The 24,926-nt window shown below is 42.7% G+C and carries 22 protein-coding genes; 6 read left to right on the top strand and 16 right to left on the bottom strand.

Annotated features, from left to right (window positions below; all coding sequences use genetic code 11):
• Window positions 1–101: 101 nt before the first annotated feature.
• The 9 genes from BUA59_RS11025 to BUA59_RS10975 all read right to left on the bottom strand — a co-directional run bounded on the left by BUA59_RS11025 (window position 102) and on the right by BUA59_RS10975 (window position 7,460).
• Window positions 102–644, bottom strand: a complete 543-nt coding sequence (locus tag BUA59_RS11025) for a hypothetical protein (RefSeq protein ID WP_072839758.1) — start codon at window positions 642–644, stop codon at window positions 102–104.
• Window positions 645–1,229: 585 nt separating this feature from the next.
• On the bottom strand, window positions 1,230–2,012 hold the full coding sequence (locus BUA59_RS11020; RefSeq protein ID WP_072839757.1) for an LEM-3-like GIY-YIG domain-containing protein: 783 nt from the start codon (window positions 2,010–2,012) through the stop codon (window positions 1,230–1,232).
• 129 nt (window positions 2,013–2,141) lie between these two features.
• Window positions 2,142–3,158, bottom strand: a complete 1,017-nt coding sequence (locus tag BUA59_RS11015) for a contractile injection system protein, VgrG/Pvc8 family (RefSeq protein WP_072839756.1) — start codon at window positions 3,156–3,158, stop codon at window positions 2,142–2,144.
• Entirely contained in the window at window positions 3,149–3,358 is a 210-nt protein-coding gene (locus BUA59_RS11010) for a tail protein X (protein ID WP_072839755.1), read from the bottom strand. The genes BUA59_RS11015 and BUA59_RS11010 overlap by 10 nt, the downstream gene beginning before the upstream one ends.
• Window positions 3,342–3,734 carry a phage tail protein gene (locus tag BUA59_RS11005; protein ID WP_072839754.1) on the bottom strand — a complete coding sequence of 131 codons (393 nt, stop codon included), beginning with the start codon at window positions 3,732–3,734 and terminating at the stop codon, window positions 3,342–3,344. The genes BUA59_RS11010 and BUA59_RS11005 overlap by 17 nt, the downstream gene beginning before the upstream one ends.
• Window positions 3,735–3,960: 226 nt before the next feature.
• On the bottom strand, window positions 3,961–4,626 hold the full coding sequence (locus BUA59_RS11000; protein WP_072839753.1) for a hypothetical protein: 666 nt from the start codon (window positions 4,624–4,626) through the stop codon (window positions 3,961–3,963).
• Between the two features lie 604 nt (window positions 4,627–5,230).
• Window positions 5,231–5,701: a hypothetical protein gene (locus BUA59_RS10990; RefSeq protein ID WP_072839751.1), complete on the bottom strand. Its 471-nt coding sequence runs from the start codon at window positions 5,699–5,701 to the stop codon at window positions 5,231–5,233.
• Between the two features lie 689 nt (window positions 5,702–6,390).
• On the bottom strand, window positions 6,391–6,720 hold the full coding sequence (locus tag BUA59_RS10980; protein ID WP_072839750.1) for a hypothetical protein: 330 nt from the start codon (window positions 6,718–6,720) through the stop codon (window positions 6,391–6,393).
• 149 nt (window positions 6,721–6,869) lie between these two features.
• Window positions 6,870–7,460, bottom strand: a complete 591-nt coding sequence (locus BUA59_RS10975; protein WP_072839749.1) for a Rha family transcriptional regulator — start codon at window positions 7,458–7,460, stop codon at window positions 6,870–6,872.
• A 362-nt stretch (window positions 7,461–7,822) separates the two neighbouring features.
• Here BUA59_RS10975 and BUA59_RS10970 point away from each other — a divergent pair, with 362 nt between their 5' ends.
• Entirely contained in the window at window positions 7,823–9,139 is a 1,317-nt protein-coding gene (locus BUA59_RS10970) for a hypothetical protein (RefSeq protein ID WP_072839748.1), read from the top strand.
• Between the two features lie 83 nt (window positions 9,140–9,222).
• On the opposite strand, the gene BUA59_RS10965 is transcribed toward BUA59_RS10970, so the two are convergent.
• The 3 genes from BUA59_RS10965 to BUA59_RS10955 form a co-directional block, all read right to left on the bottom strand.
• Window positions 9,223–9,837, bottom strand: coding sequence for a hypothetical protein (locus tag BUA59_RS10965; protein ID WP_072839747.1), 615 nt, complete (start codon window positions 9,835–9,837; stop codon window positions 9,223–9,225).
• A gap of 92 nt (window positions 9,838–9,929) precedes the next feature.
• Window positions 9,930–10,715 carry a DUF2971 domain-containing protein gene (locus BUA59_RS10960; protein WP_072839746.1) on the bottom strand — a complete coding sequence of 262 codons (786 nt, stop codon included), beginning with the start codon at window positions 10,713–10,715 and terminating at the stop codon, window positions 9,930–9,932.
• 114 nt (window positions 10,716–10,829) lie between these two features.
• A complete protein-coding gene (locus tag BUA59_RS10955; RefSeq protein ID WP_072839745.1) occupies window positions 10,830–13,295 on the bottom strand; it encodes a phage tail tape measure protein in 2,466 nt (821 codons plus the stop codon).
• A gap of 137 nt (window positions 13,296–13,432) precedes the next feature.
• Here BUA59_RS10955 and dusA point away from each other — a divergent pair, with 137 nt between their 5' ends.
• From dusA to BUA59_RS10935, 4 genes are all read left to right on the top strand, one after another.
• A complete protein-coding gene (dusA, locus tag BUA59_RS10950; RefSeq protein ID WP_072839744.1) occupies window positions 13,433–14,458 on the top strand; it encodes a tRNA dihydrouridine(20/20a) synthase DusA in 1,026 nt (341 codons plus the stop codon).
• 5 nt (window positions 14,459–14,463) lie between these two features.
• Window positions 14,464–15,414, top strand: coding sequence for a transaldolase (tal, locus tag BUA59_RS10945; protein WP_072839743.1), 951 nt, complete (start codon window positions 14,464–14,466; stop codon window positions 15,412–15,414).
• Window positions 15,415–15,482: 68 nt separating this feature from the next.
• Window positions 15,483–16,013: a sugar O-acetyltransferase gene (locus BUA59_RS10940; protein WP_072839742.1), complete on the top strand. Its 531-nt coding sequence runs from the start codon at window positions 15,483–15,485 to the stop codon at window positions 16,011–16,013.
• A 208-nt stretch (window positions 16,014–16,221) separates the two neighbouring features.
• Entirely contained in the window at window positions 16,222–17,346 is a 1,125-nt protein-coding gene (locus BUA59_RS10935; protein WP_072839741.1) for a PQQ-dependent sugar dehydrogenase, read from the top strand.
• 91 nt (window positions 17,347–17,437) lie between these two features.
• On the opposite strand, the gene BUA59_RS10930 is transcribed toward BUA59_RS10935, so the two are convergent.
• The 3 genes from BUA59_RS10930 to hrpA form a co-directional block, all read right to left on the bottom strand.
• Window positions 17,438–18,463, bottom strand: a complete 1,026-nt coding sequence (locus BUA59_RS10930; RefSeq protein ID WP_245813133.1) for a GGDEF domain-containing protein — start codon at window positions 18,461–18,463, stop codon at window positions 17,438–17,440.
• 14 nt (window positions 18,464–18,477) lie between these two features.
• A complete protein-coding gene (locus BUA59_RS10925; RefSeq protein WP_072839740.1) occupies window positions 18,478–19,341 on the bottom strand; it encodes an MlaA family lipoprotein in 864 nt (287 codons plus the stop codon).
• Window positions 19,342–19,411: 70 nt separating this feature from the next.
• Window positions 19,412–23,287 (bottom strand): ATP-dependent RNA helicase HrpA, encoded by a 3,876-nt coding sequence (gene hrpA, locus BUA59_RS10920; RefSeq protein ID WP_084122358.1) that lies wholly within the window; start codon window positions 23,285–23,287, stop codon window positions 19,412–19,414.
• A 264-nt stretch (window positions 23,288–23,551) separates the two neighbouring features.
• Here hrpA and cysK point away from each other — a divergent pair, with 264 nt between their 5' ends.
• Window positions 23,552–24,517 carry a cysteine synthase A gene (gene cysK / locus BUA59_RS10915; RefSeq protein ID WP_072839881.1) on the top strand — a complete coding sequence of 322 codons (966 nt, stop codon included), beginning with the start codon at window positions 23,552–23,554 and terminating at the stop codon, window positions 24,515–24,517.
• Between the two features lie 100 nt (window positions 24,518–24,617).
• Here cysK and BUA59_RS10910 read toward each other — a convergent pair whose 3' ends face one another.
• Window positions 24,618–24,866 carry a hypothetical protein gene (locus tag BUA59_RS10910; RefSeq protein WP_072839739.1) on the bottom strand — a complete coding sequence of 83 codons (249 nt, stop codon included), beginning with the start codon at window positions 24,864–24,866 and terminating at the stop codon, window positions 24,618–24,620.
• Between the last annotated feature and the right edge of the window lie 60 nt (window positions 24,867–24,926).

Here is a 24,926-nt window from a genome sequence, read left to right as displayed (position 1 = left end):
CGTTAAGTGGCGGTAAAATAGGGCGACATTTTTGCGGTCTTTCTGTTTTTGTAAAAATGGCGCACGGTTTTAATGTCCGATTTAAACGCTTTTTTACGTGGCTATTCACGACCGTACAAGACATCATTACGATGCTCCCAAAATTCATCTAATTTAAAACGAGTTTTGATAATTAAATCAATTACTTTTTCTAAAGAGTCTTCCGTAAACTGAACATATTCTTGAAGCATTCCCTTTTTATACATTTTTAAGCGAACATAGGTAAAGCCTTCATCATCTGTACTTTCCCAGTTTGCGTGTGCAACAAGATTCCTAAGTCGTGCTGACTCTCTTAGATCTGTAATTAGTTGGTCATAACCGTTTAGTTGTTTATCCAAGCCAATTTGGAAGTCATCGCAAAAGCGTTTAAACAAATCTACTTTAGCCGTATAACCCATTTTATTTAAAACAATTAAACCTGTTGCATCTGTCCTGTCAGTAAAATTCTCACACAAAACAGAATCTAAAGCACTTTCTAGCGAATTAAAGTACATTACGATTAAGCCAATGTAAGGTAATACGTTATCCAAATATTTCTCTGCTTTTTCTTCATCTTCAACTTCATGAGATAAGTGTTGAATGAATTTCCTAAGTTTAGTTTTCATACTGAAGTTGAGATCCTTGAAGACACGTAACATTTTAATAGTGAACATGCGCTTTTAGACAATTCCAAGACCTTCCAATAAACCTTATAAATCATTGAATAATAAAAATTATATAAGGCTATTCACAGAAACTGAAACTCCAAAAACAAGCATGCACGTTTACCTACAATAAACCCTTATTCTTTGATACTAAGCACTTTCACACCTTCTGCCAACAAAAATCCCTCAAACCACTTCACTTGCAACAACACTACACCGATACCCTGCTTTGCTGTCGCCTAGTGCGGTGACTTTGTCGATGGACCAGTTGCCTTTCATTTCGGGTGGGAAGGTGTCGTTTAGGGTGAGGATGCCTTCTGCGACGAGTTGGGTTGCCCGTATCTAGTCAATAAGAGCGTCGAGTGTAACGCTGGAGCCTTGGCGTTGGCTTTTGATGAGGTCGTCTTGGCAGGCTTGTTGGGCGGTGGTTGGGTTGTCGTAGCTTTGGCGTAGTTATTTGGGGTCGATGAAAATTCAGGGCTATTTTTCATCTGCCCCAAAATTTAACGACTGTATACAATAATGGTGTGTAAATAAGCCAACTCTTCAAACACTTGTGAGGTTTTCTATGTCCGAGTGCTTTGTCTTACTACGTATTTCGAGAGTGTATCTAATAGGGTTAGATGAGCCTCGTACTTTCACATGTTCTACCGACGTATTTATATACTTTTGCCTTATTTGAAGCGGCGCTACTACGCCGTTAAACCCCCAACGCACCTTCAGCTTCCCATTTTCATCAATGGTATCAACTGGGTACCACTCGGATATGTCAAAGACTTCAACAATTAACCCTCTGTACTCTGCTAGGGCATATTTTATAGTAGATTGTCTGTTCTTATTAATAACCCACGATTCCTTTGTTGCTTGATAAATACCATCTACACCAGAACCACGCTTATATGTTCTATTTATATTAATTAAAACACAATTACTATCAATCATTTCTAATTTAGGAGCATTATATTTTCTTATTACTTCATCACTACTCATAAGGCCATTGTCAATTGAGTTATGTCCAAGCACCTCATTAGAAAGTTTATGATCAAAGAATATGGAATAATCGATTAATGAAGACTCAACTTGAAAGGCTTCTTTCTCAGTAAGTCCATGCTTAATAATTACATGATTTACTATAAAACCATAATTAATAATTTCTCTGATTTTTTCATATTTATCTGAGGTTGTTGGGTTTTTCAATGCACATTCAAGGTGATCGAATACTCTATTTCCCTTACCCTTACCAACATAAAATGGTTTTTTATCTCGTGGGTCAATTAATGCATAAACATAGTATTGCAATTTCTGAAAAGTGCTCTCGTCAAATCTCATGTCAACCTCCTTTTATACGTTTAATTTCTTATCTTTTGATACTAAAAGCATTTTTTATTTTTAACCAGAAAAAAGAGCATTGACGCTATTTTTTTAAACAAAGCGCACACATTTTCTAATCCTTCAAAATCAAACCACTTCACTCGCGACAACCGTACACCGATACCCAGCTTTGCTGTCGCCTCGTGCGGTGACTTTGTCGATGGACCAGTTGCCTTTCATTTCGGATGGAAAGGTGTCGTTTAGGGTGAGGATGCCTTCTGCGACGAGTTTTGGGTTGCCTGGTAAGTCGAGGGTGACGCTGGAGCCTTGGCGTTGGCTTTTGATGAGGTCGTCTTGGCAGGCTTGTTGGGCGGTGGTTGGGTTGTCGTAGCTTTGGCGTAGTTTTTTGTACGGTGCGGTGCCGACGTGTACGGTGTGTTCTTCCCCTGTGTTGTTGTTTGTCCAGTTGGCTTTGACGCCGGTGATGGCGCTGCGGCTGGGTCGGTCGAGTTGGCAGTTGATGAATTGGCCTTCGCTCGGTTTGTTCTGGCTGGGTACGCCGACGACGACGGGCGGGATGGCTTGCCCTGTGATGGTCTTCACTTGGCCACGTTTGGCGAGCACGTACAGGTCGTTGACGGGTTTGGCGATGGCGTCCCGTTCCCGTGCGATGCGGGTTAAGAAGGCGCTGTCGGTTTCGTCGGTTTGGTCCATGTGCTCGAGGACGACGCTTTCAAATTCTTTGGCCACCCGTGGGCTGAATCCGTGGGGCGTGACGACTTGGCGGAACAGATCAGCAAGGCTGACGTTTTCGAAGGTGCGTGTGCGGCGCTCTTTAAAGCCGGTCTTGTCGTCTACCTGAAACGGTGCGGCGGTGGCCACGATGGTGACGCTGGGCGGAAACAGCTTCGGGACGATGCGGGTGATTTTGAACTGGCCTTTGTCGATGAGGTTGTCGCCGTAGCCTTCTTGCCACGTGAGCACCGCGCCCTCTTTCGGCAAGCCTGTTTGCCCTGTGGTGTCGATGTGCAAGGTGAGTTGGTCGCTTTGTGTGCCGGCGGCGTCGATGCGCTCCCACGAGGTCAGGCGGCTATTGATGATGCGTTCACCTGCTCCGCTCACGCGGACGCTTGGGAGATAGTTGGATTGGTTGTTTAGTCCCATATGTTGGTTACCGTCTCGGCTGCTTTGTCTGGCAAGGTGGGGATTTCAATGATGACGCCAGCGGGAAGCACTGGCCCGTAGGCTTCTAAGCCGGGGTTGTGTTCGAACAAGGCTTCTTCCGCTTGGTCGTCGTTGCGTTTTAGGGCGATCCACAGAATGTTGGAAATGGTGTCGCCGTCGCGGCTACGGATGGTTGTCATTGGCGTACTCTTCTAGCTCTAGGGTGAAGGCGAGGACGAAGGCGGTGCCGTCGTCGATGATCTTGTCTTGCTTCTCTTGCAAACGTTTGATCGTCCATTGGCCTAAGTTATTGCCGTAGCCATCGGCCAGCACCAAGGGCGCTCGCTGGTTTTGTAAAGTGCGTAAGGCGTTGAGATTCGCCATGCCATCGCCTTGAAACCACGTCCCTGTGACGGTGATGTTCTCCAACTGTTGGCCCGTGTTTTGGCTCATGGGCTTTTGACCGTAACGCGCCACCGCGACCCAACCGCCGTCGCTAGTGCGCTGCAAACCCTCGTATGGCGTGCCTTCGCTCAGCGAAAACACAAAACCATCGAGCGACATCATCTGACGCATGATTACTCCTTAGATAAAAATGGAAGAACAGAAACGAAAAAGCCCATCGAGGGATGGGCTTGGGGTTTGGTTTGGTTTGGTTTGGTTTTAGAGATTAAGGAGTGTTTTTTGTCTGACCCCAAACTCCAAACTTAACGCCCAAATAAGAGGCTGATTAATAGCTTGCTTAAATGTGAAGCGGAGCGGAACCGAGCAAACTGTTAGCAGTCGCACTTATTATCTGAATTTAGGGAGTGTTAACATAAAAATATATTGCTAGAGCAATCGAAATAACCGAAAAACCAACAGTGGAGAATAGCCCCTTTCGAGCTAATGATAAGGATTCTTTTTGTTCATCAATATATTTCTTTGATTCAGCATCACGAAGTTTGATTGATTCGGCTAAATCAATAAGGTATTTATGAATTAAAGAAACAGAATAAGTTTTAGTTAATTCATCAAGAGCTTCTAAATGATGTCTTTCTGGCTCAGGAACTTCTTCAAATGGTTTTTTAGCCAGCTCTTTATCTATTTGAGACTGACAATCTTTAAGTAAAGAATTGACTTTAGCTACTGCGCCTTTGTTATCTTCTTGGTATAACCTCCCAACATTACTTGATAACAGTTTTGTTTTGAATTTTTTAAGCTGTAACTGGATTCTATTGAGAGCTTTTAATCCTATTAAACCGTCTTCAAATATTGACTCGTGAATATCCAAGACATCATTCAATGTATTTATACTTTTAGCGGAAATGGAAGCTGAAACTTTTTTGAAAAACTCTTCAGTATTCTCTTTTTCTTTGATTTTTCTCTTTTTAAGAACATGCAATTGTATGAGGATAGGTATAAATAACAATATTAAAAATAATATTAAAAATAATATCGCACTAGTGTGAATTTCTAATTCTTTCATATAATGGTGACTCCTTAACACCCTAAAATTTTAATAGTGCGCATGCTCGGTTAGACAATTTCAAAACTGTCCAAAAAAACCTTATAACCAATTAAATAATAAAAGTTTTATAAAACTATTCACAACAGTGAAACTGGAAAAACGAGCGTGCGAGTTTACACATTCATCGATACTAAAAGATTTTCTCGTTTCCTACCAGTCTAAAAAGCAACTAAAGCCCACTCTCGTGGGCTTTTTGTGTTTGTTACTTATGCTTGGGCATTGGCCAGTCGTCTAGGAAGGTGCGGTTGGCGTATTCCTTGATGTGGTCGACGTTGTCGTTTACCCAGTCGGGTGTGCGTAGCTGTGCGATTTGCTGTTGGTACATGCGGACGGCTTGGATTAGGTCGATGAGTTCTTTTGATGGAACAACGACGGGGTCGCTTTGTATCTGCATGGATTTGACGATGTTGTTGAGCAGTTGCCTTCCTTGGAGGGAATAGCTGTCTTTTTCCGCTAGTGCTAGGTTGTCTGTGTTGGCGGGAAGTTGTTTTTGCTCGTTGAGCTGTTTTGGATTAGAAGAAAACTAGGTGCTATTTTTTATCTGCCCCCAAACCTGCAAAATTTACTCAGGAAATAACAGCTTTATATCTTCATCTAAACCATCATCAACAAAACTTGAGATTTGAACAAATATCGACCATAAAGTAAGTTCAAAATTCTGGTCTTTATCTTCTTCTATATCCCAGCCCGAAGATGCCGACTGAACAAAATCATCGATCTTGTCATTTAGCCCTTTAAGGTCAATATTGTGTGCAATTGAGTTCCTTAATTTATTAAGTTTTTTTATTGATTTCCATATTTTGGGGTTGTGGTTAGATGGGAATAAAGATTGAGCTAAGCATATTGATCCATGACAATTTAATCCTGCATCTTTAAGAGCTGAAAAATTCACAAGTTTTTGACGTAAAATAAGCCATACTTGTTCTTCAATTAACAAATGCCCCTTTAAAATTACAAGTTCTTTATCCTTGCCATGTGGGAGAAGCTCTAAAAACCTATTGAATGCTTGTACTTGTCTTTTTGTAGTTTCCATAAAACCTTTTTGAAAGCGTTAATAGTAAGAGTTAATTTAAAAAATGAGAGTTCCTATCTCCCCTAAATTCAACCTATCCCGTTACCCCAATAAAAACAACAACTAAAGCCCACTTAAGCAGGCTTTAGTTGCTTACCGCTTAGAAGTCGACGAAGTTGCGTTGGGCGAAGTCTTTGACGCGGGTGATGTTGTCGTTTACCCAGTCGGGCGTTTGTAGTCGTGCTATTTGCTGTTGGTACATGCGGACGGCTTGGATTAGGTCGATGAGTTCTTTTGATGGAACGACGACGGGGTCGCTTTGTATCTGCATGGATTTGACGATGTTGTTGAGCAGTTGCCTTACTTGGAGGGAATAGCTGTCTTTTTCCGCTAGTGCTAGGTTGTCTGTGGTGGCGGGAAGTTGTTTTTGCTCGTTGAGCTGTTTGGAGCAGATGAAGACTAGGTGCTATTTTTCATCTGACCCCAAATTCAAAAAAATTTAGAAGTTTATAAAATTTCATTTGCACATTCTGACCATACACGTAGCCAATTATTCCGCCAATCAAGGTAACCAAAAAAAATACAATGTTAACTCTATATTTTGAAAACAAAACCAGCCTCCAGAGGTAGTTAACGCCCGCAGCTGTAGGCGCCTTGTAACGACGAAGGAGCGAAAAGGCGCTCCGACAGACCGCGGAGCGTTAGCTTCACTAAACTCTGTAGCCAGTGTATTGCACTCGCCCAATACTTTTAACGTCGAAGAATAAATACATTCGCTCTGTATACTCAGAGATTTCTACTTTTAGAAATTCTTTTTTAGCTTTTTCCAATGAATTTTCAATATAATCCCTAGTTGCATATATATCCGGCGCTCTAACATCTTTTCTAATATCGTATTTATAAACTCCATCAATTGTAGATATTTGCAAATCAACAATGTCGATTAGAACATCGCCATGGTCACTTTTTACTTGTTTAACCTGAACACTGAAACTTGTAATAGAGTTTCCACTTACTTTCAATTGCTTCTTTCTAGGCACATTGCCTCCTCGTGTAGGTAACAGTTTAATAGTGCGTAAGCGCGCTTACACATTCACTGATACTAAAAGACTTTCTCGTTGCCTACCAGTCCAAACAACAAATAAGCCCACGCTCTGTGGGCTTTTATGTATCTTTTTGTGTTGGCCGGTTATTCGTCTAGGAAGGTGCGGTTGGCGTATTCCTTGATGTGGTCGACGTTGTCGTTTACCCAGTCTGGTGTACGTAGTTGGGCGATTTGCTGTTGGTACATTCGGATGGCTTGTACCATGTCGTTTAGGTCGCTGGCTGGGAGGACGACGGGGTTGCTGGAGAGTTTCATGGAGGTGACGATGTTGTTGATCAACTTGTACTTCTCTGTTTCCAGTATGGCGGTGTCGGCCGAGGTGGCGGGAAGTTGTTTTTGCTCGTGGTGCTGCTTTTCCATTTGGTTGAAGGCGTTGATGTAGGCTTCTTTGAATTGGGCGGCTTTGGTGCCGGTGAAGCCCATGGCCAAGAAGACGAAGCCGTCGCGGGTGATGCGATACATAGGGCGAGTCTTGTCTTGTTCATCTTTGTATTCAGCCAACGCAAAATTGCGTTCGCTAAATTCTGCGCTGCAACCAAGCTTTTCTACACGACGTAATACGTCCGCATGACGCTTGCCAAAATGCTTGGCAATATCAGTCGAAGTGGTGGTGATTTGATCGTTGGTGATTTGTACAACCGGTGCGTCAATGCTTGAGATAATGTCCGTAGCCATGTTTGGCCTCCTGTGTATGAAGTTGACCACCTCGTGAGGTTCGAATCTCAGTAAGGTGGTGGATCTAAATCGGGTTCGAACTACCGCCACAGGAACGGCCAACCCGAAGGTTGCCCAACAAAGACCCACCATAACAGGCAAATCTTGGCCACAAAAAAACACGCTCTGCGTGTTTTAGGCCGCTGTGTAAAACGGGGTTCGAATCCCGGCACTGGATTTTGCCAGTGCAAGGAGAATGTTAGATCAAGACCTATAAATGGTCAACACCCTTCAACCGCTTAAGCTATCATCTTCCATTATAATGTAGTTAAATCAGTCATATCTGGTAAGTATGTTCAAAATTAAAATAAGGTTTTAAGAAATTGAAATATTTAATTTATTTACTCTTAATTTCACAATCAATAATAACATCCGCTTCAGAAAATGAACTTTCATTAGAAAAAAACATCGAAAAACTTAAAATTAGAACTGATAAAATACAGTCTGAGTCCAATGAAGAGCATACACAAAAATTACAAATATTGATAGAGGGTTCAAAACATAACGACCAGGAAATATCATCTATAAAAGATAATATAGATATACTGAGTAAAAAAATCGAAAAAAGAGATTTAAATTATTTATTTGATTTGGCAATACCTTTTTCTCTTTCGATAATATCAGCCCTATTCTTTTGGCTAGCACTATACTATTTTGAAAGAAAGAGAAAAAACAACATAAGGAAAAACATAAATAGACACTTCAGCTCAATTAGACAAGAGCTTTTCCATACGTTTGATACTATTATGATTTCATCATTTAATTATAATCCTCCTTCACCTTATCAAAACAAAATAAAGCATGAAGAATTTACTATTGAAGACATAAAAATCGGCCTCTTAAACAAGTGCTTTTCTTTAGGAAACATCACAGATAAATCAATAATTCATTTACTGCAACCAATACTAGGAAGATTAATTCAACGCTTTGAAAATATTGACAACAAAATAATTCTTTGCATGACTTACTATCAGGAACTTACATCTAAAGAAATAGATTTATTAGAGGATATAAGAGAAAAAATTCAAACCTATGACTTAAAAACTCTTGATCAAATATTAACATCAGCCGTCACTCAAGATCTATCATTTATGAAATCAAATTTTTATGATTTGTATAAACTTTTCTTAGAAATACAAAAGATATCCCTAAAAAATAATGCCGGAAATTGGAATGATATTGCCTATAAAGCCTCTTACCTTTGTAAAAAAGGAACTTATGAAGAATGCCTAAATTTCATAAAAAAACAAAAACATTTTAAAGATAGGTTAAATATTTACAAACTAAGGAGCCTAATCAGTCTTAAAAAAACTAACGAAGCAAAAAACACACTCAATGAGATGTTAAAAAATAACAATGACACCATTGGATTTAGATATTGTTATGAGGATATATTTGATAATGAAGAATATAGTGAAATTTTTCAGAAATACACATCAAGTGATAATGTAGAAAAAGCAAAAAATATTTTATTAAAAGAAAAAAAACACAATGAAAATTTCATAGAATCATGTTTAGCATTAGAAAGACATTATAAGAGAAGACATGACGACCATGCTGCATTTATAGCCTCAAAAAAAAAACAAATAACATTTAGAATAGATAAAAATCATTCTCAACGGACAATTGGGGAAAGATGAAAAACCAACCTATTTTTCATCTATCCCAAACTCTCAAACCTAAGAAACTGTTTTTGTTCCGTCTTAAATTTCTTGTTAGTAGTTTATTTTACTATAACCTCACTCAATCTAAATCTGATTGACTCACATGCGAGATCAATGAGAGCACTAATCTCTCTGTTATTTTCTACAGAATTTTTATAGTAATTTTGATCACTAGATTTACCGTGCTTATAGTCAACGCTTTCGTTATAACAAGCTTTTCTCACATCACTAAGTGTTTGATAAACAGCTAAAGAAAAGAAAGGTTTGTTCTTTTCAATTGTTGATGCAAATTTATTAAATGGAGTAGCAAAATTGTTATAACGCTCTCTCTTGCGATCATCTTCCAACTGATTTTCATTAATAGTATCGAATACAGGTCGAAGCTGGCTTGTTGAAACATTCAGTTCGACTAAATACTCCCATACTTCACCATAAATTTTATATTCTTTATCAAATTGAACCTGAGATACAAATATTGAATGTTGCAAATCTGCATCTAAACGTTTATTTGAAGCAACGAGTTCTTGCTCAAGCCTTTTTAACTCTAAAGTTAACTCACTCTTATTTTTCTCAACTATTCGGCTTAACCATATCTTCCCAACAAAACCAAAAAACGCAGCAAGGACAATGGTTGTGCCACCAAGCAGTTTAATCGCTTCACTATAATATTCCAATCATACACTCCGAAATAGTACTTCTAACACAAAGCCACCCCTAATTTTGGGTCAGATAAAAAAACAATCTATTTTCAATCTGACTTCAAACTTCAATTATTTATTTTGATTATATGAAAATCAATTCCAAAAGATCCATGTTTTTTCTCTCCCTTATAAAAAGAAACATTGTGCAAGCCTTTACTTTCAAAAATACCGATAATTTCATATATATCTTCTTGACTACTATTTATTCCAAAGTAAACTTCTTTAATAGCCTCTTTATTTATTTCATATAAACCAAACTTACTTTTATATATTCTTATCTCTTTTTCATATTCCCACTGCGAAGATTTTATTTTTATTGTATCAATAGCTGACTTATTTGGGTTTTTAAAATAATTAAGCTCATCATATTGATCTCTATAATCAACTTTTATGGGTGTGACAAAAAAACCCAAATCAGACTTCAATTCAAAACCGAAAACAATTCCTTTATGACTGTCTGAATAATGTGACCACATCAATATATTATCAAACCTTTCAGAAAGAGCGAATACACCATAAGAATCAATTACTTTTTTAATTCTGCATAAAATACCATCAACTGTACTAGGATCTTTTTTAAAAAGCTCGATTGCAATATCAATAACTCCTTTTTGCTGTCCTAAATTCTCAAGGTGTTTTTTCACATCATTTAAATCTGGGCTCTTTTTTTCTGAAAGAGAACAATCAAATGGATCATTAAACGAACTAGGACTTGCGAACCAAAATGAAAAATTCTCTAAAGCTTTCCTAGCTTGATCAACAGTCCTATATTTATACAAAACCTCAGGAAAGCTTCCATTTTCAATCCCCTTCAAAAGAAGATTTTTTTTATCAACTTTAATTGAACCCATAAACACTTACCTATAAAACTATCTATTTTTATTCAAAACTCTTATTTATTAATACTAATGCCCTTAATCTTTCAACACCAGAAAAACCCTACAAACCAATGACAATTCTCAAGTCTAACTCCCCCGCTTATCCGTCAAGCTCCCATCGGCTCTTGTGGCCACATCCATGTTGCCCATCATGCCTTGTGCAAATTCGGCTTTAAGGCGTTCTATCACTTGGTCGCTGAGTTGTTGGTCGTAACTTGGATTGCCTGTTGGCGTTAGGTGGATGGTTGGCGCGAAGGTCATGCTTTTGTTGTTGTTTTGTAGCTGTTGGCTTTGCTTTGCGATGGCGTCTGGTGCGGGTTGGTCGGTTTTGTCGTCTTCAAACCATCCGCCGATTTTGCCGCCGATCCATTCGCCCAAAGAACCACCGCCCATGCCCCCTGCAATAGAGCCGACGATTCCGCCAATGGCGGTGCCGATAATGGGCACGACGGAACCAATGGCGGCACCAGCTAACCCGCCAGCGGCCGCGCCACCCAAGCCCCCTGCCATGTCGCCTGCGGTCGCGCCGATTTGGGTGCTGTTGCCTTGGGATATGGCGGAAGCAAGGCCTGCGCCTTGTAGGGCGATGTCTAATGGACGAAAGAGTTTCCCCGCGCCTTTTAGTACGCCGCCAGCCATGCCACCCATTGGCAACATGGAAGATAATCCGCCAGCGGCTCCCGCTAGGTCTGCCCCTGTCATGGCAAGGTCGCCTAAACCACCCGCACTCGCTGATCCTGAGAACATGGACAAAGCCGCGCCGCTGCCGAGTAAGCCAGCGAGTCGACCGTATTTGCCAAAGCGAGAACGTCCGCTTAGACGGGATGGTCTGGCGCGTTGTGTTTGGGTTCGGCCTTGCAGGTAGTCTTTTTTACGTCGTTTGCGTTCCTCTTTGCTGAGTCGTTCGCCACCGTAGGAGGTGGGGCTTTGTCGTGCGCCTGCGCCGAGTCCGTTTAGTTTGCGGTTGAGTCGGTCGAGGGAGCGTGATGCTCGGTTGGCGCTTTGGGTGGTTTGGTCGGTGGAGCTGGTGAGTTTGGTTTTGCCAAGGTTGAAGCGATCGCGTCCGTTGCCAAGGGTGAGTTTGGCGAGTTTGAAGGCGATGGCGCCGGCTTTTACGACAGCAATGGCGGCGGCAACGCCCATTAAACCTGTGGCCAGTTCTGGGTTGGCTTCGGCAAAGTTGGCGATGCCATCGACCACGGACATGAGCGGCGGCAAGACGGTATCGAGCACGGGCAAGAGCCTATCGCCAAGGATGATGGTCATGCGGTCGAATTTGGCACCGAGCATGGCGAGGCTGTGGCTTCGTGTGGCGGCGCGATTGGCGTATTCGTTGTTGACGCTGTTGGCTCGGTCGGCTTGGTTGGCGACTTTGCCAAAGGCGGCGACGAGGCCGTTTTTGTCGTCGTCCAGTGTGGTGACGAGTTTGGCGACGGCGCCTTTTACTTCTTCGCCAAAGAGTTGCGAGATGACCGCGCCTCGGTCTGTGGCGTTGACGTTTTGTAGGCCGCGCATGACTTCCACAAGGGTGCCTTGGGCGTCTTGCTGCATCATTTCCGCGAGTTCTTCCGCGTTGAAGCCAATGCGCCCCATGGCGTCTTTTTGTGCGCTTGTGGCGGCGTAGCCTGCGGTGAGTCGTCCAGTGATGTTTTTCAGCGCGGTCGAGGCGACTTCGTCCGTTGCGCCGCCTGCAATGAGGCTGGCAGACAGGGCGGCGGTTTGGTTGTAGCTGAGGCCTGCGCCCATGGCGGTGGAGCCTTGACGCACCATGACGGCGGCAATGTCCTTTGCCTTGGCGTTCATGTTGTTGCTTAGGTAGTTGGTGGCGTCGGCGAGGTCTAGGGCGTTCTTTTGGGTTAAGCCCATGGCCGCGCGGAATGTCGCTAAGGTGGAACCGGCTTCTTCTGCCGATACGTCCCACGCGACGCTCATTTTGGTGGCGGATTGGGCGAATTGTAATAGCTGGTCTTTTTCGATGCCCGATTGCCCTGCGGCGGTGACGATGTCGGCGATGCCTTCTTGCTGTACGCCAAGGCGGCCAGCGAGTTTCATCATTTCGGTGCGGTATTGGGCTTCTTCTTTTTTGTCGGAGAAGTCGACAACCTTTTTGACGTCGGCAAAGGTGTTTTCGTATTCGACCGCGCGTTTGCCCGCCATGATGAGTGGCGCTGTTTTCACTGCTAGGCCGACCGCTTGCCCGACGAGTTCGCCTTTTTGGGCGTTACGATCGGCAATGCGCCCTTTTAGGGTTTGGATCTTTTTTAGCTTGGCTTGCTGGCGGTCTAGGGCTTGGCTGGCTTGATCGGTTTGGCGCGCGAGTTTGAGTTCTTGGGCGCCAAGGGAGTTGACTTTTAAGCCTGCGGCGCTCATGTCTCGACGCAATCCGCCTAGTTCTTTGGCTTGGTGGCCGTAGGCGGTGGTGAGTTTGTTGCTGGCTTGTTCTGCGTTTTTGAGGGCGGCTAGGTGGTAGCGACGTATGGCTTCGTCGATGAGCCAGTTTAGGATTTCGGGTGGGAAAGGTGAAGATGCCTTCTGCGACGAGTTTAATTTCACTTTTGCCTTATTAATTTCAATGTTTCCATCAGACTCTTAGATATCTTGTAATTTTATGACATAATATGACCCATCAGTCGCTGGGAGGCATTCCCCTATGTCGCGACGCTTTTTTGAATTAATTCGATAGTAGAAGCATGTCACTAGATAACGGGGTAACCCCAGTAAACCCAAGCAATAAGCTTGATCGTCGATTTTCCATCGCTCCAATGATGGATTGGACGACCAGCGATTACCGAGTATTCGCTAGAAAATTGACGAAGAATACGTTGCTTTATACCGAGATGGTGACCACTGGCGCATTGCTACAAGGCAATCATCCTGAAAGATTCTTACGTTATGATGGTTGCGAACACCCTATTGCGTTGCAGTTAGGTGGATCTGACGCGGTTGCGCTGGGTAAATGCGCAAAAATGGCGCAGCAAGCTGGCTTTGATGAAGTTAACCTTAATGTCGGTTGCCCAAGTGATAGAGTACAAAACAGTTTAATCGGTGCGTGTTTAATGGCTTACCCTGATAAGGTGAAAGATGCCATGCGTGCGATGCAGGATAACTGCGATATTCCGGTGACGATCAAACACCGCATTGGTTTAGATGACCAAGAAGATTACGGCGTAGTACGAGATTTTGTTGGCGATGTGGCCACCACTGGCGTGACGACTTTTATTGTCCATGCCCGCAATGCGATTTTGGAAGGTTTGAGCCCGAAAGAAAACCGCGAAGTACCGCCGCTCAAATATCATTATGTGCATCAGTTAAAGAAAGATTTCCCTGACCTTGAAATCATACTAAACGGTGGCATAAAAACACTAGAGGAATGCAAAGAACAGTTAGCACACGTAGATGGCGTAATGGTTGGCCGCGAGGCTTATCATAATCCTTGGATATTAAGCCAAGTCGACGACGCATTATTTGGCGGTCAGGCGTTGGTTCGTGATCGCTACGAGGCACTAGAAGCTTTCGTTCCTTATGTTGAACGTAAGCTAAAAGAAGGCGAACGCTTGATGCACCTAACCCGACACATTTTGGGTATTTTTCAGGGTGAAGCCGGCGGCAAACAGTTCCGTCGCTACTTGTCTGAAAATGGTCACAAAGCTGACGCACAGGTAAATGTATTATTAGAGGCCATTGAATTGGTCAAAAATCATCAACGCAAAGGATAAGAGCAATGAGCAATAAGTTATCTCAGTTAAAAGAGTTCACGACCATTGTGGCCGACACCGGTGATATCACGGCAATCAAAGATTTTTTACCACAAGATGCGACAACAAATCCGTCTTTGATGCTTAAAGCCGCGCAAATTCCAGAATACGCACCTTTCCTTGACCAAGCAATTGCTTGGGCAAAAACACAAAGCAAGGATAAAGATCAGCAAATTCTAGACGCTGGCGACAAGCTTGCAGTTATTGTTGGTACTGAAATTCTAAAATATGTTCCAGGCCGTATCTCTACCGAAGTAGATGCACGTTTGTCTTTTGACAAAGAAGCGACACTAGCGAAAGCACGTAAACTGATTGCACTATATGAAGAAGCTGGCGTGTCTCGTGACCGCGTCCTGATTAAAGCGGCGTCTACTTGGGAAGGCATCAAAGCCGCAGAAGAGCTAGAAAAAGAAGGCATCAACTGTAACCTGACTTTGCTTTTCTCTTTTGCTCAAGCACAAGCTTGTGCTGAAGCTGGCGTTTACCTGATTTCTCCATTCGTGGGTCGTATCCTTGATTGGTACAAAAAATCTACTGGTCAAGAGTACACAGCTGAGACTGATCCAGGCGTTGTTTCTGTGACTGAAATCTACAACTACTACAAACAGCACGGTTACAAAACGGTTGTCATGGGCGCGAGCTTCCGCAACATCGGTGAAATCGAGCAACTTGCTGGTTGTGACCGTTTGACTATCAGCCCTAACCTGCTGGAAGAATTGAAAAAAGACGAAGGCAAACTTGAGCGTAAATTGGTTCCAACAACTGACGTGAAACCTGCTCCAGCATCTATCACAGAAGCAGCATTCCGTTGGGCGATGAACGAAGACGCAATGGCTACAGAAAAATTAGCTGAAGGCATTCGTAACTTCGCTGCAGATCAACGTAAATTAGAAATTACTCTAGCGTCTATGCTATAAAATAGAAGCACGTAAGTTAAAAACGCGGCCTAGGTCGCGTTTTTTATTTTTCACAAGAAGAACGAAAGATGACCGAAACAACAGAATTTGAAAAAATGGCTAATGGCGAAGCGTTTAATGCTATCGACCTAGATCTTCGTCTACGAAGAGAAGCGGTTCGTCTTGCCTGTGCTAAATTCAATGCGCATCCAAGTAAGGGTAATCTTCGTCATGTTACGCGTTTGTTTGCAGAATTTGGTAGTGTGGTGATTGAACCGGGCTTTCAATGCGATTATGGTTCGCAAATTCATCTTGGTGAACGAGTATTCATTAATTTCCAATGTATTTTCTTAGACAGCGCTAAAATTCATATCGGTGACGATGTATTAATCGGTCCCGGCGTTCACTTTTATACGGTTGATCATCCTAGGGATGCTGACTTACGGGCCTCTGGCGAATGCTTTGCGCGGCCTATTACCATTGGTAACAAAGTCTGGATTGGCGGCGGTGCCAAAATCCTACCCGGTATTAAAATTGGCAATAATGCCATTATTGCCGCTAATACAGTGGTGACTAGAAATGTAGCTGAAAACGAACGCTACTTCGGATCGTCACTTTAGATCTTCAATTTAGATAGTTACTTTAAGTAGATACTATTTGCATGATCCCATCAAAAAACATGCTTTAAGACCTTAATTAACGCTTCGCTGAATACTTTATCCAACTAGGCAAGCAATCGGCAATTGTTAAGGAAATGCCTTCCAAAACCCTCATCTTGCGACTATTTTCTATATACTTCACTGAAATTCGCGGTAAGAGGTCGCCTTTATGAAAACTTGGATTCTATTTTTAGCAGGCCTGATGGCGCTAAATGTTAGCGCCTCTGATGCTATCGTTGACGATTCACTAAACATTGATCAGATCACTCAATTTGATGGCATACCTTGGGGTATTGCCATAATCAATGATCAAGAAGCTATTGTCACAATCAAAAAAGGTTCTGCCTATAAAGTCGATTTAACTACGGGTAAAAAACAGGCCCTTACAGGACTTCCAGAAGTGGATAACCGAGGCCAAGGCGGCCTGCTAGACGTGGCAAAATCCCCGCAGTTTAAAGAACAAGGTTGGTTATATTTCACCTATTCAAAACCAACCGATGATGGCTCAAAAACTACGTTAGCCAGAGCTAAATTAGCAGGCAACAAACTAACTGAATGGCATGATTTATTGGTCACAGACTCAGCGACCAGCGAAACCAAGCACTATGGTGGACGTATTGCCTTTGATGACCAAGAGCATGTCTTTTTCTCGGTTGGTGATCGTGGTGTTCGTGAGAATGCTCAAGATTTAACAAACCATGCGGGCAGCGTTATTCGTTTAAATTTAGATGGAAGTGTACCAAGGGACAACCCTTTTGTGACTCATGCCAACATTCGTAATGAGATATGGAGTTACGGACATCGCAATCCTCAAGGCCTTTTTTACGACACAGATACCCATACGCTATGGTCAAATGAACATGGTCCAAGAGGCGGAGATGAAATAAATCTAATACGCCCAGGTGCGAATTACGGCTGGCCAATTGTGTCTTATGGCAAAGAATACTGGGGACCAATCAGCGTCGGTGAAGGGAACACAAAAGATGGCATAGACAACCCTGCTAAGGTGTTTATTCCTTCTATCGCACCAAGCAGCTTGATACGTTACAAAGGTATGTTGTTTTCGAACTGGAACGGTGATTTTCTATCTACCGCGCTCGCTTTGAGACATTTAAACAAGATCAAAATTGATAAGAATGGCAAGACAACAGAAACTCGTTACCTAGAACATTTGGATGAACGTCTTCGTTCAATTGCTCAGGATTCAGCTGGTGTGCTGTACATTGGTACAGACTCTGGAAAGGTATTAAAGATTACACTTGCAATAGATAGTGGTCTCAAGAAAGCAAGCTAAGGAGCATTAACAATGCTCCTTCATTTTGGGCTCAATCTATTACTAGCGTCTAATGATTCATTAAATGAACTCATCAAAAACACCTAAACTCTTAATCCATTAAAACAACACAATTCCGACCAAGGCTTTTTGCTTTGTATAACCGCTGATCGGCAATTCTGTATAAATGCTTAAAATCACCACGCCCTTTCTGACTACAAGACACGCCAATACTCACAGTATAATGAATTTCCAGCTCATCAAAATAAAATAGAGAGTCATCTACATACTGGCAAAATGCGACTGACCAGTTCTTGCTTTGCGCAGCTGGCATAAAAACACAAAACTCTTCTCCACCTAAGCGAAATAGCTGCTCGTTATCATCAACATGCGCCCTTAATCGCTCAGCAAAGTCCACCAGCACCGCGTCACCCACTTCATGTCCATGGGTATCATTTATCTTTTTGAAATTATCTAGATCTATCAAAACAAGTGCTAATTCATCGCCCATCCCAGTAACTTGTTGAAGCTGATATAGCGAGTTTTGATTAACATTACGGCGATTGGCAAGACCTGTAAGAGGGTCGGTAGATGCTATTTTCTTTAAAGCATATAACATTTTCTTGTGAACTCGCTCGGCACCGTGAGTTAGCCCCCATAAGAAGACATAGGCTAGAAACAAGTTCACGACAATACTAATTAGACCGTCTTTAAAATCATCATAAAAGCGCAGAAATAGAATAGTACTAACCAAACAAAGGCAAACAGCGCTCAACCAAAAGCCTGTGCGTTTACCCAACATAAGATAGGAGGTCATAGGGAAAATAAGCACCCAAACTTGTCGACCAGAATGCAAAGGAGAAAAGCTGATTCCGATTAAAATACAGGCAAAGATAAACGCTACATAAATAGACACAACCCATTTATAGTGACGCCATTGTTTAGGACAAAACCATACGCAAATGGTTAATATCAGTAAAATGCTTTCTATTAATGCAAGTTGATACTTTGCCGACACCACATTAAGCGTTATCAGCATAAGACAGGAACTGCCGATAACAAGCAAAAAACCTTTTATTAAAGCTTCATTAAAAAGGCTTTCATTAAACCAATGATGTGTCGACAGTCGCTTATTCATTAAAATAGATTCTGTTATTCGGACCAACTACTGTCCGCGGTGACATCGCCCTCTGACGAAATATTTTCATCCTTAGCTGCGGTAGAGTCATCCCCCCAACTATCGACTTCAGTTTCATCACCCCAACTATCATTCGCTGCATCATCACCCCAACTATCGTCTGCTGAATCAGTATTTTTGATAGCTTGTTTCTTTGGTGGATTTCCATCGTAAACTTCATAAGCTCTATTCTGTAAATACACATCTCGGATAAAGCTATACCTGTCCCCAACAATCATGCCTTCTGCATTGAGGTAACGTGCTCTTGTTTCCACAACGTCTAAGGCTAATAAACCAAGCTCCTCATCACCATTTAAGTCGAGAATACTTGTTTCATCAAGGTACGTATATTTAATGGCTAAACCTGAACCATCACGCACAGTAGAAGGGCCAAAGAATGGTAATACCAAATAAGGGCCAGATGACACACCCCAATACCCAAGCGTTTGGCCAAAGTCTTCATCGTATTTTTTTAGCCCCATTTCGCTAGCCACATCAAAAAGACCCAACCAGCCAGCTGTACTGTTTATCAGAAAACGAAAAGTAGACGACGCCGTTGCATCCCATTTACCCTGTAGTAAATTGTTGGTTATATTGCCGATTTCCCCAAGGTTAGAGAAAAAATTGCTCACACCTCTCTGTACGGGGTTAGGCGTAATAGCCTTATATCCCTCAGCAACAGGCTTTAAAACAGCACCATCAATTGCATCATTGAAAGTAAACATAGAACGGTTAAAACCTTCCCATGGATCTTCTTTGGTTTCTACTGGCACCTGTGCGCAAGACTGCACAAGCAATAACATAGAGCCAAAAAGTAAAGCGCCTATTACTTTAAACATTTTCACTATCCTTAACTTGTAAGACTGCACACACAGCGTATGACTAAAAAACAAGATCTTATCTATAAAATCAAACCAATTTTTTAACTTCCTGCCACTGTTTTGACAAGCGCTTCTCTGAAATAGGCTCTAACGTGCCAACCGACTGTGCAAACAAAGAAATACGATATTCCTCTAACATCCAGCGATATTTGATCAACTCTGGATCATATAATGCTTTCTCGTCATGGGCTTTTTTTTGTCTAGAATAAGTTTGCCAAAGAATTTCTAATTCAGACACATATTGATTTTCTTTGTTCAAATGATTTTGAAAACGCTCCAAGCGCACTTCAATACCTTTGAAATAACGCGGTAATTGCCCTAACCAAAACAAGGGTGTATTACCGATAAAGCCAGGGTAAATAAGCTGCTCTAATTGGACTTTAATATCACCGTAAATTCGTGTCCAAGGCAATGGAATACTGCCTTTCATCCTCTTTGCCACACCTTGATAAGATGACAACACACGATAAAGCTGTCCCGCCATGTCGTTCGCCACACTCACTAATTGTGGTTTATGATTCAAAACACAGCTTTCAAACTCAGCTTTCGTTCGTGGCAAAGCACGCCCATCCAAAAAAACCTTATCTAAAACCGCATTAAGTAAATCGTCCAACAAGGTTTCTTTTTGACCTAATGGAGAAAAAATTAGCATGGATTCTTTTAAGTGCGGTAGGTTCTTTTGCAAATAACGCATTTCTTTGCTCAATGTAAGTTTAAGCAAAGTGACCACCCCTTTTCGATGGGTTTCCAACGCGGTGTTTTGATCATCGAACATCTTCAATGAAACATGATCGCCTTGCGCTACCAAAGCGGGAAAAGCCGTGACCTTGATACCAGCTTGTTTAATCTCCTGACGCTCAGGAATGCCCTGCTCAGGCCAAGAGGTTAAACCTTCTTGCTCATGCTGCTTGGTACCAAATTTTGCAAAACTTTCTTCAACTAGGTCACTAAACTGAGTTTGCAGCTGCGCTAGGTTTTTACCTACACCTAGTATCTTACCGCGCTCGTCCACTACTTCTAAGTTCAGCGTTAAGTGTGAATCAAGTTTTTCAGCATTCCACTCATTTAGCGGGATATCAATCAGCGTTTCGCGCTTAATCTGCAAACTAAGCTGCTCAAGCAAATCGCCTTTGTCTTTCGACAAGTTGGGATAAACACGATCAACAAACTGCGGAATCGGCACAAAGCGACGACGCAAAGCCTTAGGCAAAGCACGCAGCAAGGCTTCGCAGCGCTCTTTGATAAAACCGGGCACAGCCCAACCTAAATCCTCTAAGCTCAGCTGACGTAACAAACCAACTGGCACTTTTAAGGTCGCACCATCGGCTGCTTGACCTGGATCGAATTTATAATCAATCGGTAACGCGACGCCGTTCAAACCAAAGGAATCCGGGAAGGCAAAATCATCGACGCTAACGTCTTGGTTGATCAAATCCTCACGAGTCATTAACAAAGCATCTGGCGAAGTTTTAACGAAATGCTCTAAGCTTTTTAGATTGCGAACATGATCGGGTAATCGAGAATTGTAGAAGGCAAACACCGTTTCATCGTCAACCAGAATGTCACGTTTGCGCAGTTTAGCTTCTTGAGTTGCTAACGATTCCATCAGAGCTTTGTTCTTACGATAGAACGCCTGTTTAGTACGAAGTTCTCCTTCCACCAGCCCTGAACGAATAAAGATCTCACGCGCTTCTTCAGGGTTCACATGACCATAATCAATGCTGCGTTTCGCCACAATCACCAAACCATAAAGCGATACTTGCTCATGGGCCATGATGCGGCCTTGGTTACGCTCAAAGTGTGGATCAAAGTATTGACGCTTCACAAAGGGCGCTGCGTACTCTTCAATCCAAACAGGATCAATTCGCGCCGTGACTCGCGCATACAATTTACTGGTCTCAATTAACTCAGCCGCCATAATCCATTGCGGTGGTTTTTTGAATAACATGGACCCAGGGAAAATCGCCAATTTACGCGAACGACAGCCAAGCATTTCTTTGCTGTCTTCCATTTTATTAGCAACTTGCGTAAACATACCCGCCAACAAAGCGCGATGAATCGCTTCGTAATGACGTTCTTCATGCTGCACCTCTTTAAAGCCGAGCTGCTTACAAGCAATCATGATTTGACGATGAATATCACGCCATTCGCGCATGCGCATGAAGTTCAAAAATTGCTTACGGCAATACTGGCGTAATTGATTCTGCGACAAAGCTTGACGCTGCTCTTCAAAACGTTCCCACAAATTCAAGAACACAGCGAAATCAGAATCTTCGTCTTTATCTACCGCATGAGCCTGGTCTGACTGAGTCTTCTTGTCTTGCGGACGCTCACGAGGATCGGGAATAGACAAGGCACTAACAATAATGGCCACTTCTTTGAGAACACTGTGCTGCTCGGCTGCGATTAGAATTCGCCCTAATTTAGGATCGATTGGCAACTTAGCAAGCTGACGTCCAATCGGCGTCAGTCGCTCTTTGTCCAAGGCACCAAGCTCGGTTAACGCTCGATAGCCATCGTTGATCATTCGTTTTTCAGGCATTTCAACGAAAGGAAATTTCTCCACCGCACCAAGTTTTAAATTGGCCATCTGCAAAATAACCGATGCCAAGTTGGTACGGAAAATTTCAGGATCGGTAAACTCTGCACGATTGTTAAAATCTTCCTCGTCATACAAACGAATACAAATACCATCCGCCACACGACCACATCGCCCTGCTCTTTGGTTCGCACTGGCTTGGCTGATTTTTTCAATCGGCAACTGTTGGACTTTGGAACGCACGCTGTAGCGACTAATTCTCGCCAAGCCCGGATCAATCACGTAACGAATACCCGGTACCGTCAACGAGGTTTCAGCAACGTTGGTCGACAACACAATACGACGACCAGAATGGGATTTAAAAATACGTTGTTGCTCGCTAGCGCTCAATCGAGCATATAAGGGCAAGACTTCCGTGCTGCGTAATTCGGCACGACGAAGAATTTCTGCGGTTTCACGAATTTCTCGCTCACCCGGCAAGAACACTAGAATGTCACCCGCACCGCGATAGCCGGATTGTCGCTCTTCGGCGATCAGCAGTTCTACTGCGTCTAAAACGCCTTGCTCCATACTTTGGTATTCGTCTAGCTCTTCTGAGTCAGACTTACTGAGCAATGGCTGATAACGCACTTCAACAGGATAAGTTCGACCTGATACTTCGATGATAGGTGCGTTTTCAAAATGCTCAGAAAAACGCTCAACGTCGATAGTAGCCGAGGTGACAATGACTTTTAGATCTGGTCGAGCCGCCAAGACTTGCTTTAAATACCCAAGCAAGAAATCGATGTTCAGACTGCGTTCATGGGCTTCATCAATGATGATGGTATCGTATTTATAAAGGCGTTTATCTTGTTGGATTTCGGCCAACAAAATACCGTCTGTCATCAGCTTAATCAGTGTTTCTTCATTACTTTCGTCACTAAAACGAACCTGAAAACCCACTTGCTCGCCAAGATTAACTTGCAACTCATCACTGATACGCTCAGCCACGCTACGAGCGGCAATTCGTCTTGGTTGTGTATGACCAATTAGACCCGCAATACCTCGACCTGCTTGCAAGCACATTTTAGGCAATTGCGTGGTTTTACCCGAGCCTGTTTCACCAGCAATAATGATGACTTGATTTTCTTGGATCGCTTTGATGATTTCGTCAGCACGAGCCGCAACCGGCAAGCTTTCATCGTAGGTAATCTTTGGCATACGTGACAAACGAGCTTGGTACAGAGTCTCAGATTTTTCGATAAGAGCATTCACTTCAGATTGCATACGATCAAAAGGCAAACCATCCTTTTGACGCTTACTAAGCTGCGCTTGTTTTTGATCAATTAGATGACGATCGCGCGTCATTACGGCATTTGTCGGCATGATAGGTAAACTTGTATCCTTTTTACTTGGCGCAGAGAAAATAGTTGCAATAAATAAAGCGCCGTTTCTATTCGAGGTTGTGGCACAGCGCTTCAAGTGAAGCTAAGTTGTTGTACAAAAACCTCTATCTATATAGTTGCAAATTCTAACATCAATCCCAACCTAAGGGTTATAGTGAACAACATTCGCGGCACATCTAATACGATGTTGCCATTACTCTCTAAAGACCAACTAACTACAGATCAACAACAAAAAGGAAATGGTATGTCTCATCAAGTATTTGAAGATAACTCTCTTACCATTGGCAACACGCCACTTGTACGTTTAAACCGTATCGGGAATGGAAATATTTGGGCAAAGCTCGAATCTCGTAATCCTGCTTTCTCAGTAAAATGCCGCATCGGCGCCAACATGGTGTGGGATGCAGAAAAGAAAGGCATTCTGAGCAAAGGTAAATCCATCGTTGAAGCCTCAAGCGGTAACACAGGTATCGCCTTGTGTTTCGTTGCTGCATCTCGTGGTTATCCGATTACCATCACTATGCCATCCAGCATGAGTGTGGAACGTCGCCAAGTCATGAAAGCCCTTGGGGCGACTATCGTTCTAACTGAGCCAGCGAAAGGCATGAAAGGCGCCATTGCCAAAGCCGAAGAAATTGCCCAAGACGAAAACTTCGTTTTGCTGCAACAATTCGAAAACCCAGCCAACCCTGAAATTCATGAAAAAACCACTGGCCCAGAAATTTGGCAAGACACCAATGGTGAAATCGATGTTTTCGTCGCTGGTGTTGGTACTGGCGGCACTATCACTGGCGTGAGTCGCTACATTAAAAACACCCAAGGCAAAGCCATTATCAGTGTCGCGGTTGAGCCAACCAGCTCACCTGTTATCACACAAACAATTAACGGTGAAACACCAACACCATCTCCACATAAAATCCAAGGCATTGGCGCAGGCTTCGTACCGAAAAACTTAGATCTTTCTATCGTAGACCGAGTTGAGCAAGTATCTAACGAAGACGCCATTGCCATGGCAAAACGCCTAATGCGTGAAGAAGGCATCTTGTGTGGTATTTCTTGTGGTGCTGCTGTCGTTGCTGCGGAACGCTTAAGCAAACTAGCAGAATTTAAAGACAAGAAAATCGTCGTAGTATTACCAGATTCGGGCGAGCGCTACTTGTCTACCGCTTTGTTTGAAGGTGAATTTACCGACAACGAATTGGTTCAGTAATAAACGAAATGTAGGTCGACATAAATGTCGATAAAAAACTCGAATCCCTCCTCCTAATGTCTTGCAAGAGGAGGGATTATTTTATTAACGCAAAGCACAATTAATGCGGTTTTTTCGTACCGTAACGAACCATGTCTTTACCATTTTCAAATACTTCGGTGGTCACATAACGCCCTAACACCAACTGCTGATTATCATCCAGCACTGCCACAAATGGACGACCATTGGCATTATTCGTCGCCAACGCCACGCCAGATACACTGTTCAGACCTAAACCACCCACCTCAACCAAACGTAGAAACGTCTCAAGTTCGTCCAAGGTTTCAATTACATCATTATCATTAATCATTCGTTCTACTCTGTTACACCAATAATGGCGCTAGAATAACAGTAATCACAGCGAGAGAAA

The organism is Marinomonas polaris DSM 16579 (assembly GCF_900129155.1).
Taxonomy (GTDB): domain Bacteria; phylum Pseudomonadota; class Gammaproteobacteria; order Pseudomonadales; family Marinomonadaceae; genus Marinomonas; species Marinomonas polaris.
The sequence above is the reverse complement of the archived record's forward strand: the minus strand, read 5'-3'. Positions and strand labels throughout refer to the sequence as shown.

Bases quoted from the DNA above. Each gene is read 5' to 3' on its own strand.
- BUA59_RS11025 (WP_072839758.1), bottom strand. From the start codon at position 644: ATGAAAACTAAACTTAGGAAATTCATTCAACACTTATCTCATGAAGTT.
- BUA59_RS11020 (WP_072839757.1), bottom strand. From the start codon at position 2,012: ATGAGATTTGACGAGAGCACTTTTCAGAAATTGCAATACTATGTTTAT.
- BUA59_RS11015 (WP_072839756.1), bottom strand. From the start codon at position 3,158: ATGGGACTAAACAACCAATCCAACTATCTCCCAAGCGTCCGCGTGAGC.
- BUA59_RS11010 (WP_072839755.1), bottom strand. From the start codon at position 3,358: ATGACAACCATCCGTAGCCGCGACGGCGACACCATTTCCAACATTCTG.
- BUA59_RS11005 (WP_072839754.1), bottom strand. From the start codon at position 3,734: ATGCGTCAGATGATGTCGCTCGATGGTTTTGTGTTTTCGCTGAGCGAA.
- BUA59_RS11000 (WP_072839753.1), bottom strand. From the start codon at position 4,626: ATGAAAGAATTAGAAATTCACACTAGTGCGATATTATTTTTAATATTA.
- BUA59_RS10990 (WP_072839751.1), bottom strand. From the start codon at position 5,701: ATGGAAACTACAAAAAGACAAGTACAAGCATTCAATAGGTTTTTAGAG.
- BUA59_RS10975 (WP_072839749.1), bottom strand. From the start codon at position 7,460: ATGGCTACGGACATTATCTCAAGCATTGACGCACCGGTTGTACAAATC.
- BUA59_RS10960 (WP_072839746.1), bottom strand. From the start codon at position 10,715: ATGGGTTCAATTAAAGTTGATAAAAAAAATCTTCTTTTGAAGGGGATT.
- dusA (WP_072839744.1), top strand. From the start codon at position 13,433: ATGTCACTAGATAACGGGGTAACCCCAGTAAACCCAAGCAATAAGCTT.
- tal (WP_072839743.1), top strand. From the start codon at position 14,464: ATGAGCAATAAGTTATCTCAGTTAAAAGAGTTCACGACCATTGTGGCC.
- BUA59_RS10940 (WP_072839742.1), top strand. From the start codon at position 15,483: ATGACCGAAACAACAGAATTTGAAAAAATGGCTAATGGCGAAGCGTTT.
- BUA59_RS10935 (WP_072839741.1), top strand. From the start codon at position 16,222: ATGAAAACTTGGATTCTATTTTTAGCAGGCCTGATGGCGCTAAATGTT.
- BUA59_RS10930 (WP_245813133.1), bottom strand. From the start codon at position 18,463: ATGAATAAGCGACTGTCGACACATCATTGGTTTAATGAAAGCCTTTTT.
- BUA59_RS10925 (WP_072839740.1), bottom strand. From the start codon at position 19,341: ATGTTTAAAGTAATAGGCGCTTTACTTTTTGGCTCTATGTTATTGCTT.
- hrpA (WP_084122358.1), bottom strand. From the start codon at position 23,287: ATGCCGACAAATGCCGTAATGACGCGCGATCGTCATCTAATTGATCAA.
- cysK (WP_072839881.1), top strand. From the start codon at position 23,552: ATGTCTCATCAAGTATTTGAAGATAACTCTCTTACCATTGGCAACACG.
- BUA59_RS10910 (WP_072839739.1), bottom strand. From the start codon at position 24,866: ATGATTAATGATAATGATGTAATTGAAACCTTGGACGAACTTGAGACG.